Source organism: Flavobacterium sp. 83 (assembly GCF_000744835.1).
Classification (GTDB): Bacteria; Bacteroidota; Bacteroidia; order Flavobacteriales; family Flavobacteriaceae; genus Flavobacterium.
Genome location: NZ_JQMS01000001.1, coordinates 886,555 through 901,642 on the forward strand (window position 1 = coordinate 886,555; position 15,088 = coordinate 901,642).

16 protein-coding genes are annotated in these 15,088 nt (G+C 33.1%); 2 read left to right on the forward strand and 14 right to left on the reverse strand.

Annotation, left to right across the window (positions count from 1 at the left end; genetic code table 11):
* The first annotated feature begins 23 nt into the window (after window positions 1–23).
* Window positions 24–1,196 (forward strand): Na+/H+ antiporter NhaA, encoded by a 1,173-nt coding sequence (gene nhaA, locus T410_RS03850; RefSeq protein WP_035668866.1) that lies wholly within the window; start codon window positions 24–26, stop codon window positions 1,194–1,196.
* 72 nt (window positions 1,197–1,268) lie between these two features.
* Here the strand turns inward: nhaA and T410_RS03855 are convergent, their stop codons facing one another.
* From T410_RS03855 to T410_RS03865, 3 genes are all read right to left on the reverse strand, one after another.
* Complete coding sequence (locus T410_RS03855; protein WP_035668868.1) at window positions 1,269–1,865, reverse strand: hypothetical protein; 597 nt, start codon at window positions 1,863–1,865, stop codon at window positions 1,269–1,271.
* 62 nt (window positions 1,866–1,927) lie between these two features.
* Entirely contained in the window at window positions 1,928–2,308 is a 381-nt protein-coding gene (locus tag T410_RS03860) for a Dabb family protein (RefSeq protein ID WP_035668869.1), read from the reverse strand.
* Window positions 2,309–2,468: 160 nt separating this feature from the next.
* A complete protein-coding gene (locus T410_RS03865; protein ID WP_035668871.1) occupies window positions 2,469–2,876 on the reverse strand; it encodes a hypothetical protein in 408 nt (135 codons plus the stop codon).
* Window positions 2,877–3,203: 327 nt separating this feature from the next.
* Here T410_RS03865 and T410_RS03870 point away from each other — a divergent pair, with 327 nt between their 5' ends.
* Entirely contained in the window at window positions 3,204–3,653 is a 450-nt protein-coding gene (locus T410_RS03870) for a PA2169 family four-helix-bundle protein (protein ID WP_035668872.1), read from the forward strand.
* Window positions 3,654–3,910: 257 nt separating this feature from the next.
* Here the strand turns inward: T410_RS03870 and proC are convergent, their stop codons facing one another.
* The 11 genes from proC to T410_RS03920 all read right to left on the reverse strand — a co-directional run bounded on the left by proC (window position 3,911) and on the right by T410_RS03920 (window position 15,087).
* A complete protein-coding gene (proC, locus tag T410_RS03875) occupies window positions 3,911–4,687 on the reverse strand; it encodes a pyrroline-5-carboxylate reductase (protein WP_035674057.1) in 777 nt (258 codons plus the stop codon).
* Between the two features lie 106 nt (window positions 4,688–4,793).
* Window positions 4,794–6,143, reverse strand: a complete 1,350-nt coding sequence (gene mgtE / locus T410_RS03880) for a magnesium transporter (RefSeq protein ID WP_035668873.1) — start codon at window positions 6,141–6,143, stop codon at window positions 4,794–4,796.
* Entirely contained in the window at window positions 6,133–6,912 is a 780-nt protein-coding gene (rsmA, locus tag T410_RS03885) for a 16S rRNA (adenine(1518)-N(6)/adenine(1519)-N(6))-dimethyltransferase RsmA (RefSeq protein ID WP_035674061.1), read from the reverse strand. The genes mgtE and rsmA overlap by 11 nt, the downstream gene beginning before the upstream one ends.
* A 147-nt stretch (window positions 6,913–7,059) precedes the next feature.
* Entirely contained in the window at window positions 7,060–7,956 is an 897-nt protein-coding gene (locus T410_RS03890) for an Abi family protein (RefSeq protein WP_035668874.1), read from the reverse strand.
* Window positions 7,957–8,267: 311 nt separating this feature from the next.
* A complete protein-coding gene (locus tag T410_RS03895; RefSeq protein ID WP_035668876.1) occupies window positions 8,268–8,579 on the reverse strand; it encodes a DUF4286 family protein in 312 nt (103 codons plus the stop codon).
* A gap of 84 nt (window positions 8,580–8,663) precedes the next feature.
* On the reverse strand, window positions 8,664–10,472 hold the full coding sequence (locus tag T410_RS03900; protein ID WP_035668877.1) for a tetratricopeptide repeat protein: 1,809 nt from the start codon (window positions 10,470–10,472) through the stop codon (window positions 8,664–8,666).
* A 122-nt stretch (window positions 10,473–10,594) separates the two neighbouring features.
* On the reverse strand, window positions 10,595–11,866 hold the full coding sequence (gene serS, locus T410_RS03905; RefSeq protein WP_035668879.1) for a serine--tRNA ligase: 1,272 nt from the start codon (window positions 11,864–11,866) through the stop codon (window positions 10,595–10,597).
* 225 nt (window positions 11,867–12,091) lie between these two features.
* Entirely contained in the window at window positions 12,092–12,631 is a 540-nt protein-coding gene (locus T410_RS03910) for a DUF4375 domain-containing protein (RefSeq protein WP_035668881.1), read from the reverse strand.
* Between the two features lie 69 nt (window positions 12,632–12,700).
* Complete coding sequence (locus tag T410_RS17025) at window positions 12,701–12,871, reverse strand: hypothetical protein (RefSeq protein WP_193743720.1); 171 nt, start codon at window positions 12,869–12,871, stop codon at window positions 12,701–12,703.
* 244 nt (window positions 12,872–13,115) lie between these two features.
* Entirely contained in the window at window positions 13,116–13,892 is a 777-nt protein-coding gene (locus T410_RS03915; protein WP_035668882.1) for a hypothetical protein, read from the reverse strand.
* 28 nt (window positions 13,893–13,920) lie between these two features.
* Window positions 13,921–15,087, reverse strand: coding sequence for a hypothetical protein (locus T410_RS03920; RefSeq protein WP_035668883.1), 1,167 nt, complete (start codon window positions 15,085–15,087; stop codon window positions 13,921–13,923).
* Between the last annotated feature and the right edge of the window lies 1 nt (window position 15,088).

The window sequence follows — 15,088 nt, forward strand, 5'->3', positions numbered from 1 at the left end:
TTCAATAGTACTAAAACTCAAAAATGAAATTAACAAAAACATTTAAGGCCTTTTTTGAAAGCGAAAAAGCGGGAGGATTACTGCTGCTTTTTGTAACTATTCTTTCTCTTTGTCTTGCTAATTCCCCTTTTCAAACCGAATACATTGCCTTTTGGGAAACCCAATTGGGGCATCATTCAATCACACATTGGATTAATGACGGGCTGATGACTATCTTTTTCCTGCTAATAGGTTTAGAACTGGAACGCGAAATTTATCATGGTGAATTGTCTAGTATCAAGAATGCTGCGTTGCCTATTTTTGGTGCTTTGGGTGGAATGCTGCTTCCAGCCGGAATATTTCTTGCTTTAAATTTTGGAACCTTAACCCAAAACGGAGCCGGAATTCCTATGGCTACGGATATTGCCTTTGCCATTGGTATTTTATCTTTATTAGGAAATCGCGTTCCTACATCGCTTAAAGTATTCTTGACAGCACTTGCCGTAATTGATGATTTGGGCGCTATAATTGTCATTGCCATATTCTACACTTCAACAATTGCTTTTGTCAATTTATTTATAGCCTTAGGGATTCTTGGCGGATTATTTATTCTGAATCGTATGAAGGTTCATAATTTATTCCCGTACTTAATTGGTGGTATTTTCATGTGGTATTTCATGCTTAATTCTGGAGTGCATGCCACAATTACCGGAGTTTTATTGGCTTTTTTGATTCCGTTTGGTGATGGAGGAAAAAAAACATCATCGTATAAAATTCAGCATTTTTTACACAAACCTGTAGCCTTTTTTATCTTGCCTTTATTTGCAATAGCGAATACGTGTATTGCAATAGATTCTAACTGGCACGAAGGACTGAATCATCCTAACACAATAGGAATTATTGCAGGACTTGTGATTGGAAAACCACTCGGAATTTGGCTATTCTCGTTTTTAGGCGTTACGCTGGGCATTTGTGTTTTGCCCAAAGATTTACAATGGAAAACTCTTATTGGCGCAGGAATGTTGGGCGGAATTGGTTTCACCATGTCCATATTTATAACATTGCTTGCGTTTAAAAATGACGGCGAAGAAGTAATTACCTATTCTAAAATTGCGATTCTGATTGCTTCCTTTATAGCCGGAACAGCTGGTTTTCTTTGGTTAAAGTACACATTGAAAACCCCAATCAAAAAAATAAAGACCAAATCAATAGTTTAATTGATTTGTCCCTTAAAAAAAGGGTGTTTAGCTTAAAGCTAAACACCCTTTTTTACTTGATTGTTTTTTTTACTAAAAAATGTAGCCAATTCCCACATGCACATAGGGAATATATTGATTTCTATTATAGGCGCCATCTACATTTTGAACATTCCCATTAACCGAATTCTCTTTCAAATACACCACGCGATACCCAAATCCCACAGCGGTTTCATAAGTAAAATGAGTCCCTATTTGACGTTTCAACCCCCAGGTAGGAACAAGTGCTAAATCAGCTGTTTTAGTTACATTATCCGCTAAATTTATTACAAACCAATCCGGATGATAACTTGTTTTAATAGAGAAATAATTTCCGCTATTATTGGTAGTGTTTTTACCTTTTGAATTCCTTTTTTCCAGATTATAATAATATCTTGGTTCTAATGTTAGCACCGGTTGCAAAATAAAACCGGCTCCATCATAATGATCTCCAACCGTAAAATCTTTCTCAAGGCCAATCTCGCTTCTTAACGCGATAGTATTTGATAATTTACTCTCATTATTGAACCAAATTCCTGCGTGTACCCCAAAACCGGTTTGTACTCCAAAAATTGATTTTTCAACACTTACTTCTTGAGCGTTTGCGTTTAGATTGAATGCCAGAATTAGGAATGCTATTACTTTTTTCATTTAAAGGATGCAAATTAATTATTTAGTAGTTATTTATTTTCTGTTTTTAAAATAGATTTCGTTTACTTATTAGCCCAATAATCAAACACCGTGACTTTCTCAGGAGCTGGATTCAACAACGCCACAAAAGCTTTGTGATCCGGATGAATAAGATAAGCATCTCGATCACTTTCGCTGGTGAATGTAAGTATAAAGCAATGTGTTAAACCATTGTTCAAGTTTTCTGGGCTGTTATTGGTTCCCCATTCCAATGATTTAATGGTTGGGATTTTATGCTTCAAATCATTCAAAGCGGTCACTACTTTAGTAATATATGCGGCATCCGTTCCTTCTTTCCATCCAAACATCACTACATGTCGCAACACCGGTTTGTGTTTCTCTTGTTGGGCATTTACGGTATAGGTAGAAAGTAAAATAAGGGTTAGTAACAATAGTTTTTTCATGGTAGTTTTTTTTGAAATATACGAATTATTTAAATTAAATCCGCAGGGAAGCTAACGCTATTGTAAATTGCTACTTGCTTTATTTTATTCTTATTGTGGGCTCAAAGTCAGAGACATTTGCGCAGCATACAGGGTGAAGAGAAAAAAAAGCATAATTGCCTTATATTGCTTTAGATAATTCACTAACAATTCTATCTTCTGTAGGTCTTAAAAATACAAGATATACTATTATCAAAATTCCAAGTAGCAATAAATTTTGTTTTAAAAACAAAATAAGTAATGCTGAAGCTTCAAGAATGGCCCACCGAATAATTGAAGCTGTCTGATAAATAGGCAGATTCTCTTCGGTTTTTAGTTTTGGGTCGGCTTGTTTAAGTTGCAATTTAAATAAAAAATTACTCAAAAAAAAAGCCAAAATTGGGATAGCAAAATATATTAAATCTGAGGAATCAGTAGTCTCTATTTTTAAACTTTCAAATGAAAGCTGTGCAATAAATAAATAGGCAATTACTATTCCCGCACAAATCGCAAGATGAATAATTTGAAGTACTTTCATTTTTTCTTTCATTTTTTTATTTTTAAAGTTCAGTTATTGCAGGCTCAAATTCAAAGACATTTGCGCACCATAGATGATGAATAATTTACGGAGCAAGGCGTTTTTAAATATAAGATTTATTTTATAAAATGATTCCTGATGTAGCATATTGTGCGCGTAACTTACACCGTGAATTCATAATTAAAGCTTTTAACTGTTTATATTTTAAATTCTGTGTGTCAAATACTTAACAATGTGTCAATGTTACAAATTTTAAAAAAAATTGTGTAAAAGTTATATTGTAAAGTATGCTGATATTTGTGTAAGTGAAAATTAATTCGCTCAATAAATACAAAAAAGATGAACACTGAAAAATCAATTGACATATTAAATTCGTTAATCCAAATCAATAACGATAGAATCCAAGGGTACGAAACTGCTTCAAAAGAGGCTGATGAAACAGACTTAAAAACACTGTTTTCTCATTTTACTGAAACAAGTTTAAAATGCAAATCAGATCTTGTTGCGGAAGTAAAAAGATTAGGCGGAACACCAACTGAAGGAACAACTGCATCAGGTAAATTGTTTAGAGTATGGATGGATATTAAATCTGCCATGACAGGAAGCGACAGAAAAGCGATAATCAATTCATGTGAATATGGAGAAGAGGCTGCACTTGAAACCTACGATGACTCATTAACTCATAATGAAGATTTATCTTCTGAACAATTGGTGATGATTAAAGAACAACGTACTGCTATAAAAGCAAATTACCAAAAAATAAAAGATTTAAGCAATCTTATGGCTTAAATTTTTGTTTGTTGTAACGGGCATTAGTCAAAATTCATTTTACTACCCAGTTGGTTATATTTATTTCAAGTAAAAAAATTGCTTAAACGATTAATCAAGATACTAAATATCAGAATGTTGATTAATGGCTAAGCAATTTCTATTTGGTAAATTATTGGAAATTATTTTTAACCTTTTAAAATTGCCTCGTCACAACAACTAACTTTTACATACTATTTACCCAATAATTTGCGGAGCACTCCACGCCCTACTTACGTTTATCCCTTGATTTGTTTCAAAGAAGTTTTGATTCCGCGTATCAAGGACGAACTGAATCCATGCATTTCCATTTCGTTCAATCCCGCAATCGTACAGCCTTGCGGCGTGGTTACACGGTCAATTAATTGTTCTGGGTGTATTTGTTCTTCCATGATCATTTCGGCAGCGCCTTTTACGGTTTGTGCTGAAATAGCTAGTGCTGTTTGCCAGTCAAATCCTATTTCGATTCCGGCTTGCATCGATGCACGAATGTAACGCAACGCAAAAGCGGTTCCGCTCGCCGCCAAAACAGTTGCTGCATCCATCAATTTTTCGTCAATTATTGGAGCTGTCCCTAAGTCTTGGAAAAGAGTAACCGTGTTTTGCGCTTTCTCTTTGTTTTTTTCGTGAAAAGCGATACAAGTTGCCGAAGCACCAAATTGTGAAGCAATATTTGGCATAATACGTACGGCACTGTTCCCCTCGCCTATCTTGTTTTGTAGATTTTCAATCGACAATCCACTCACTGCCGAAGCGATTACTTTATTAGAAATCACAGGAAGAATTTCGGCTAAAACGGTATCCACCTGATACGGTTTTATAGTAAGGATGATAATATCTGCGTCTTGAATGTTGTGTTTGTTATCTGTAGAAACAGTTACGCCCAATTGCTCTAAATAGAGAATGCTTGACGTATTTCTTCGGGTGATGGTAATTTGATTTCCTTGCGAAAATTTTGATAATCCTTTTGCGATAGCTACGCCTAAGTTTCCTCCGCCAATTATGTGTACTTTCATGCTGATTGTGGTTTTTCCTCTCCCCGACGCTCTCATAAGATGAGAATGTCGCTACGGAAAGTGTTAATTGTAATTTTTAGTTTTTTGGTTGGTTGTATAGTTAGTATTAAAATCCTAAAATGAGATTGGCAATTCCGAAGTAAATCATAATTCCAAAAACATCATTTGTTGTTGTAATAAAAGGTCCTGTTGCAATGGCTGGGTCGATATTGTTTTTGTGCAGGAATAGCGGCACTAATGTCCCTAAAGTAGCAGCAAATAATATAACGACAACAATAGATATGGAAATTGCCATTCCTACCTGGAATTGTCCATACATAAACGTATGATAGCCCAATACTAACAGTGCGATTATAGTCCCCGAAATCATTGCCACCGAAATTTCTTTGCTAAAATAATTACGACTAAATTCTTTCAAAGTACCATTTGCCAGACCTTGCACAATAATTGCAGATGCCTGTACCCCAATATTTCCAGCTGTTGCCGACAGCAGTGGCATAAAAATAATAAGTGTATAAAATTTTTGGGAAGTGGCTTCATTGCCTTTAATAACATAGGACGCTATTAATTCAATAAACATTCCGATTAGCAACCAAGGCAAACGCGCTTTGGTATGTTCGTAAATACTGTCATTGGTTTCAACGTCTTGGGTAATACCCGCAGCCAACTGGTAATCCTTATCGGCTTCATCCTTGATTACATCAATAATATCATCAATGGTGATTCGGCCTACAAGTCGTCCCAATTCATCAATAACAGGAATGGCTTCTAAATCGTATTTCTGCATTATTCTCGCTACCTCAACATCTTCTGTATCTACATTGACCGAATTCAGTTTTCGAATGTAGACATCACTTATCGCTGTTCTGGTTGAAGTTGTCAATAAATCCTTAAGCGACAAACGTCCTTTCAATCGATCTTCATCATCCACGACATAAATAGAATGCACCCGAGAGATATTTTCGGCTTGAATTCGCATTTCTTTTACACACGTTAATACATTCCAATTTTCATTGACTTTAACCAACTCTTTGTGCATAATTCCCCCGGCTGTATCCTCATCATAACGCAATAAATCAACAATATCCTTGGCATGCTCAACATCTATTAATTCTGATATTACCTCAGCCTTAATTTCTTGCGAAAGTTCAGCAATAATATCAGCGGCATCATTGGTCTCTAATTCATCTAATTCTTCGGCGATCTCTTTTGGCGAAAGCCTGCTTAATATATTCTCCCGCAAATCATCTTCTAATTCAAGAAGAATCTCTGCCGTTTTTTCACTGTCTAATACTTTAAAAATGTAGGTTGCTTCGGCAAAATCAAGCTCATCAAGAATCTCGGCAATATCAGCATGGTGCATGTCGTTAAGTAAGGCTTCCAGTTCCTTATCATTTTTATTAACAATGTGTTGCTCTAATTCATGAATTAGCGCTTTGCTGATTTTAAACTCCATCGGCTTCTATTTTTTGAGTAAGTTCTATGAACTGTTCTACACTTAATTGCTCAGGTCGAAGATCAAAAACTTTGTCTTCTCTTAAACTATCGGACAAATTTAAGGTTTTTAAACTGTTTCGCAAGGTCTTTCTGCGTTGTTGAAAAGCAGTTTTAACCACAGTGAAAAATAATTTTTCACCGCAAGGCAAACTGTAATCTTTCTTTCTGCGCAAACGCAACACACCCGATTTTACTTTTGGTGGCGGAATAAATACATTTTCATCGACTGTAAATAGATATTCGGCATCATAAAAAGCTTGTGCCAAAACGGACAAAATCCCATAGGCTTTGGTTCCCTTTTTTTCACAAATACGCTGTGCCACTTCTTTCTGGAACATTCCCGCAAATTCAGGAATCTGATCGCGATATTCTAATGTTCTAAAAACAATTTGAGTCGAAATATTATATGGAAAATTCCCAATAATAGCGAATTGCTTTCCTTCAAAAATTTCATTGACATTGTATTTCAAGAAATCTTTAGAAATGATTTTATCTTTTAATTTCGGATAATTTTCGTCTAAATATGTAACTGATTCGGTATCGATTTCTATCACATACGTATTGATTGGCTTTTCCAATAAATACTTTGTCAAAACACCCATTCCGGGGCCTATTTCTAATACATCATCATATCCTTCCAGGTTCAACGTGTCAGCAATATCTTTAGCAATGCTTTCGTCTTTCAAGAAATGTTGTCCGAGGTGTTTTTTGGCTGTTACTTTTTCCATTTTGTTTGTTTTTTTGCCACGAAGGCACAAAGTATTTTTTTGTTTTTTTATTTTGACATGAAGGCGAAAAGACAAAAAGCGTATTTATATATATTTTATAATTAAAGGTCGCAAATTATGCCTCTAATTTATGTCAAAAACTGAAAACTATTTCCAGAGATTTTCATTATTCCAATTCGGCTTCATCCCGATTGCATTTGAATCAACGTTTGGATATTTTATAAAAAGAATATTTAATCTTTCGCTGAAATCATTTTCAGGTTGAATCCTATCTAATAAATATTTCATAATACAAAGATGGACGTACAGTTTTTCGTTCTGTTTTGGCACATCTTCAACCCAATTAAATGGTGGATTTGGTAATAATTTAGGGTTTCCTGGTAAATTTTTATTCCATAATCTAGAATGATGTGCGCAATAATTTCGAATTTGAGCAATGGATTGTAGCCAACTAGGCAAAAAAGTGTGATTAACAACCCCGAATTCTTTAGCAATTACGTCTTTAGAATGAACTGTATTCTTCAAATTACCATATAATTTTGATAACGATCCAAAACTGGTTTGCTCTAATGACTTCCAAGCTGGTGGAAAACGCAAATCGTCTTTATGGTTTTTAAAATGATTTTTTATTGTTATTTCTTTACTTCGTTCTAATTCTTCTTCTAGACTTGAAAGTGTTTTTACTAAAGCTTTACTGTCTATAAATAAATCGAAATTTTGAAACCACCAAGGATTGAATTCGTGCGAAAGATGATAAATCAACTTGGTTCTTAAACTTATTTCTATTTTTTCTATGATATCAAATAACAAAATTTTTAGCTCTCCATCAAATTGATAAAGCGCAATTACGTCTTTAAATTTACTATTTTCTTTAAAAATGTGGTTGACTTTATCCGATTGCATCGAATACCAATATTCACCTAACCGATAATAACTTATATGAGATAAATAATGTGTTGCCTTATCTTCAGGAGTGATTTTTAAGCCTCGTGTTTGTAATCTTTCTATCTGTTCTTGAATAGTAAAAGGTAATTTTTCGAACATAATTAATATAAAAAATTAAAAAACGAAACGTATTTAAAGCAAAAGACACACCCTGGGACGCTGTCTTTATTACTAAAAACTGTAGCGTGGTGTGTACTGTTGGCACAAAGGTACCAAAAAAAATACACCAAACAACAATAACTTTTATTTTTTGAATTGGAGGTCACAAATTGCAACCTCCAATTTTTATGCTTTATTGTAAATTCAACTTGATGTCATAAATTCCGACTTCAAGATTTTGATTCAAAACGATACCCTGAATGTGATTGCTTCGTTCCTCGCAATGACAACTGAATACTGAACACTTTTTTCTAGTGTTCCGAAATCAATTCTAACTCAGTTCTAAAAGCCAGCATTTTGTCTCCAAACAATTTCAATCCTTCTTCGCGAAAAGCGGGTGCATCTTCCTGATAATATTTCTCCAGAGTTTCCTTACTATCTGTTGTGTATTGTACGGAATAAGTCACTCCTCCCATTTCCTCTTCAATTAAAACCCGCACCATTCTTGCCGAGGAAAACTTTCCAGTAGCCAAAATTTCCGGAATGTGCTTGTGTTGCATCCAAATCATCCATTGGTCATGAACGCTTTCGTGTATGTTTGTGGTAACGTTGTATATTATCATTTTTTTTAGATTGTTAGACTTTTAGATTATTAGATTGTTAGACTTTTTCAAAAAATCCAAAATCTAATAATCTAGCATTCTGTTTTATAAATTAGTATCCCCTCGCAATTGCCTGAATTTCTTTCTGGCTTCCACAAAATAAATACTGTCTTTGTGACTGAAAATTATCTTTTCGTATAATGGTTTTGCCTTTTCGGGCTGTTGCAATTTTTTGTTATAAATTTCTGCTGAGAAGTATAAAGCTTCATCAATATAAATGCCGTCACTGTGCTGGTCTATAATAGTTTGATATTGGCTTAAAGCCAAAGTAAAATCACCTAATTTTTCATAAATTTTACCCAAACGCAATAATGTCACCGCCTCTATTTGCTTCGCCTGTTCGAGCGTAGCTCTCGGGTCCTGCCCTTTATAGTTTTTCAATATCGTTTGAAACTGCGCTATTGCTTCCTGATTTCTGTTTTGATATAAAAGATAATCTCCTTTGGCAAACTGTTTCAAAGCTGTTTGTGTCGAATCGGCAACGGTATTGTCATTTATTAAAAGAAAATATTCCAAAGCATCATTGGCAATCAATTGTGTATTCGCTGATTTTAATTCCTTGAATTGTTTCAAAGCCCAAATAAAATCCGTTTTGAAATAACTCGTTTTAGCGGCTTTCAAACTCGCTTCATGTGCCACAATATCATTTTTCAAATCCAATTCTATCTGTGAATAATAGATCAAAGCCTGATTGAATTTCTCTTCGTAAAGCAAAATATCCGCCAATTCCATTTTGGCCTGAGCCACATCATAATCATTCAATTGCAACTCCAGTGCTTTTTTGATTATTGCCTTTCCATCTTCCGGCTTTTTTAAATTAAAAGCTACAAAATGTGCCTGAATCAGCTGCAAAGATAAGGTAAAAGGACTTATTTCAAATTGTTTCAACAAACCCTCTAATTCTGTATTGATGGCAACATATTCTTTTTCTTTAGCCTTCCCTATTTTCATTTTCATCAAATAGGAATTGGCTTGAATCAACAGTTCTAAATCTTTTGTGTTTTCCAATACAAAACCCAGAATTTCTTTGGCCGCATCGGGATTGTCTTCTTCAATAGCGAGTTGTCCTAAATTCACAATATTAGAAAGGGATTCCGGGTCGCGCTTGTAAATAGCTTTTTCCTGAATAAATGCTTTCTCGAACTCTTTTTGTTGGGTATAAAACCAACTCAAATAATGATTCCAGAAAAGATCTTGGTTTTTTTGAGCTCTTATAATTAATGCTTTTCGAAGTATTTCGCTAAAATTGGCATCGCCCTCATCCACCATAAAACGAGACAGCTGATTTTGAATCTGTATCGAATTTTGAGGATTCGCATAGGCTTCATTCAGAAAAGTATTAATCATCATTTCCTGATTGCCTAATTGCCCATAAAGCAACCCTATTTGATAATTAAAATTGAAATTCGGTTCTAATTCCGTTGCCGCTTGATAGGATTTCAAGGCATATTCCAACAACACCTTTCTCTCAAAAGAATTGGAAATACCGTACACTTCATTTGGGTTCTTTTTGATTCTGTCAAGTGCTTGCTCGTAGTAAATTTTGGCTTTGGCATCATTTTTTTGCAACTGATAATTGTATCCCAATTCGACCAGAAGATTCCCTTGCTTGTATTTGTCTAATCGGTCCAGTATTGCTTTTTCGGCAACAGAAAATTGCTGTAATTGTTGGTAACAGTCAATGGTTCTTAAAAAATACTGTGTGTTTTGTGGCAGGTTTTCCAGTAACTCTTCATAACTGATTCTGGCTTTTTCAAAATCGCCTTTGTCATAATAATACTGCGCCAATTGTTCGTTTTGGGCGAAAGCAAATAGCGAGAATGACAAGGAGATATAAAGAAAAAGTTTTTTCATTATTAATTTTTTACGCTAAATAGTACTTTATCCAAAGTCATTTAACCGCAAATTCGCAAATTATTTTATAATTCAATAAAAATAAAATTTGCGAATTTGCGGTAAATAAAAACAAGCTAAATTTAATCTATAATATCAAACCCGCAATACGGACGCAAAACTTCTGGGATTACGATTCCTTCCGGAGTTTGGTAATTTTCTAAAATTCCAGCCAATACTCTTGGTAAAGCCAATGAACTTCCGTTTAAAGTATGAGCCAATTGGTTTTTCCCGTCTTTGTCTTTGAAACGTAATTTCAAACGATTTGCTTGAAAAGTCTCAAAATTAGAAACCGAACTAATTTCTAACCAACGATCTTGCGCAGTAGAAAAAACTTCGAAATCATACGTCAAAGCTGAAGTAAAACCCATATCACCGCCACAAAGGCGCAAAATTCTGTATGGTAATTTCAATTCCTGAAGAATACTTTTAACGTGTTCGACCATTCCGTCCAAAGCTTCGTATGATTTATCTGGATGTTCTACACGTACAATTTCCACTTTGTCAAATTGATGCAAACGGTTTAATCCACGTACGTGCGCACCATAAGAACCTGCTTCACGACGGAAACAAGGCGTGTAAGCCGTTGTTAAAACTGGTAATTCATTTTCGTTAAGGATTACATCACGAAACAAATTCGTTACCGGAACCTCCGCTGTTGGGATTAAGTATAAGTCATCGGTTTTGTCATGGTACATTTGCCCTTCTTTGTCAGGTAATTGTCCCGTTCCATAAGCTGATGCTTCATTCACCATATGCGGAACCTGAACTTCATTATAACCGGCAGCCGTATTTTTATCCAAGAAATAATTAATCAAGGCACGTTGTAATCGTGCTCCTTTTCCTTTATAAACAGGAAATCCTGCGCCAGTGATTTTTACACCCAATTCAAAATCGATGATGTCGTATTTTTTTACCAATTCCCAATGCGGTTGTGCTCCTTCATGCAAAACTGGAATTTCCCCTTCTTCAAAAACGTTTAGGTTTTCCTCCGGCGTTTTCCCAACAGGAACAATATCAGCTGGAAGATTGGGTAACGTATATAATTTCTCTAAAAGTTCTGCGGCAAGTGCATCGGCTTTTTCTGCTAAAACTTTGCTTTTCTCTTTGTTTAAAACAGTTTTTTCTTTTAGTATTGCGGCTTTCGCTTTCTCTCCGCTTTTCATCAATTCGCCAATATCTTTGGATAATTTATTAGATTCGGATAAAATGTTGTCTAACTCCACTTGCGTAGCGCGACGTTTTTCGTCCAGTTGTACCACTTCTTCAACAACACTTGTAGCATCGATGTTTCTCTTTGCCAAAGCGGTGATTACTTTTTCTTGATTCTCTCTAATAAATGCGATTTGTAACATAGCTTGATTTTTTTAACGCTAACTTTTATAATAATGGAAGCAAATTTAAGGAAATGTTTGATAGAAATGGGGGAAAAAATTAGTCAAAAGTCGAAAGTCATAAAGTCCAATACTTATGTATGCTTCAAATGCCCTAATGTTTAATTTACATTGACAACATAACTTCAAAAAAACAAATAAAAACAGGACTTTAAAAACTTTATGACATTGGACTTTTGACTTACTTTAGTCTCTTTTAATCTCGTGCCCCACAAATTCTTCTAAGGTTGCAAACATGTCGTCTACAGAAAGGACTTCAAAATCGGGGTGTGTTTTAAGAAAATCAGCATTTAAAGTAATCAAGTTTTCTTCTATTTCGAAAAAAGTGTCGTTGTTAAGCAAATCTCGGATAGGATTTACACCTTCCAATTTCCCTTTCAGGAATTTATTCAGCTTGACACTGCTCATTAATTTTACTTTTTTGGATTGTTGTTGGAACAATTCCAAATGCTTTTCGGCTCCAATCAATGCCAAACCTTCTTCTATCAATTCGTTTAGCTCTTTGTCCCAACCCGAATTATATACAAATTGAGCAAAATTTCCCTCGGTATATTGTGACGTATAATAATCTAAATAATAACTCATTATAGCATCTTCGTGAATCAAATCATCGCTTACACCTTCCTCACGCATTAAGTTGATTACCGAAATATTAGAGTGAATTACATCTTGGAGATTTTCACTGTTCATTGCCGTTTCTGAAATAATTATTCTACCGAATTCCATTTGTTTTGTGTTTAAATACTAAAGTGCAAATTTCAGTTAAATTATTACAGTAAAGAAATACATTGTGATTTATATGACATCAGATTCGTTACCATTCTTTTTCTGATTCATTTTTGTAACCAAAGCTTTCAACCGCAACGCTTTTTCTTTTTTTTCTTCTTGAAGTTTAGCCTTTTTCCGATTGAGCAATTTGGTATGTAAAGCCTTATTTTTGGTGTTTTTTTCGGGTCCTTTTGCCATGGTTTACAGTATTCTTTAATTATGTTTACAAAGATAAAAAAATGATAGTTATGGGCGATTAGAAATCCAACAGATAGTGAGAATTTGCAATTCTAGCAGACAAACTATGACAAAAAAACAGGCAACATTTATTTGTAAAAATGATTATATACTAATTCGAATAATTTTGATTTTTGTTGCGGGAACAGATTGCAACTCTCCTATCGGGTCCTCAATCAATCCAATCGCCTATTGTGTGCAGTTTTTATATTTCTTTTAAAGTTGAATAATACTCAACTACTTCTGATGAAAAAATTGGATTTTTAACATTTTCTCGAATTTGTTTAATATGTAAATTCAATTTTGTTTTTAACCAATCTAATTTTTCTTTTACCTCAATATTCTCATTATTGTAGTTTAAGAAAAAATTATTTCTTAAACTTTCAATATAATCATACAAACCAAATTCGATATCATCAAATTCTGATGATGATTTAGTAATATAGTCGATATAATACATACCATCATTATCTAACGAAAGAATATTCATTATGGATTCATTTTCGTCTTTTTCAGAATTTATATTTTTTCTGTGCTCTAAGCCATTTTTTATCACTTCTTCATCCACTATAATTCTTGGAAACTTGGCTTTTTTTGATTCGATTTCATATGCTTCAACCAATGCTGGTCCAAATATAAGTTCAGAAGTATGTATTAATTTTCCAATACTAACACCTCCACGAATCAAAAAGCCTTTGTTTGCAAGTTCAAAACTTACATATAACAAATCTAATAATGTATAAAATAATTGACTTGGCTCATTGTATTTATATGATATTACGATTGAATCTGAAAAATAAGTAATACATTTTGATTTGCAAAATCCTAAGTCATCAGTAATATTTTTAGATAGCTCTAAAATTGATTTTATTTTTTTAATTTTTTTTATATCATCTTCTCCATCAATATTCACTGTTTGATTAATGTGCTTTTTGAAACCTAAAATATCAATAAAACAACATATCCTTTTTTCGTAATTCATTATTAAAATTGTTTGATTTTGATATATTTCATTTTATCGTTTTGTTAATTAAATTGGGTAATTTAACTATAGCTTGAACATGTTCATTTTCATAAAAATCATTAATTTTTGTACCGTCAGGGAATCTTATACGGTTACTAATTAAATTGTTGATTTTTATATCATCTGCCTTAAACTTATAAAAATATTTTTTGTTTGTAAGTAACAAAAAAATAGTTTCATCTTGTAAAATTTCTACATATGAAATAAATCTATTTTTCGAAAATACTGGTTTCCAGTCTTCAATAGAATTATTAAGTACACTAGATTGTGTTTGTTGATTTTGAACAAAAAGCCCCTTTAATAAATTTTCTTCATTTTGTTTATTATTTAATTCTTCTATTGCTGCTTTAACTTCATGACTCCTCTCTTTATTTACATATGAAAATGTAACTTTTTCTTTTCTCACATAGTCTTTTTCAGAAACAAAAATTACATCATAATATTTCTCAGAGTTCTCAAGAATTGCCAGCCCGACAACGATATTATTGCCCTCTGCAAGTTTTCCTTGAATATAACCAAATGAATTTTTAGGAGAACTTTTTATTTTAAATGCCTCATTATAAAATAATTGACCAAATTTAGAACTAATAACAATTAAACTATTTATATCCACAATTTTTACTTTAACTAAAAAATCATATTCATTCAATTTTATAGCAAGCTCACTTGTCAATATTTCATCAATAAATAATTTGATTTTTGTTTTTTTTACAAAACCATTTTGAGTGACAAAAAATAATTGCTTGCCTTTTATATTATTTAAATCATCAATTAATACAACATCAACTATTTCATCTTGAATTTCAATAGTAAATAAATCTTTTAAATCTTTTATTTTCAGTATTTTACCAATAGCTGTTGAAAAATATTTCCCAAATTTAGTAAAGAATATTATTTTAAATGTTCGAGTGACTAATTCTATTGATATTAAATTTTCAATAAATACATTTTCGTTCTTTTTGTTGAAAATTAGATTTGCTGTTACGTTTTTGTAGTCTTCAATAGACATTGTTTGAAAATGAAAATCTCGACTAATTAATAGTAAAAATGATTGATTTGCTATTTCTAGAATTTTCTCTCCAATAGCAATTTGTTTTTCGATTTTTGCTAATGAATTATTTACAGAGATTAAAGATTTATTATTTTCTTCCATA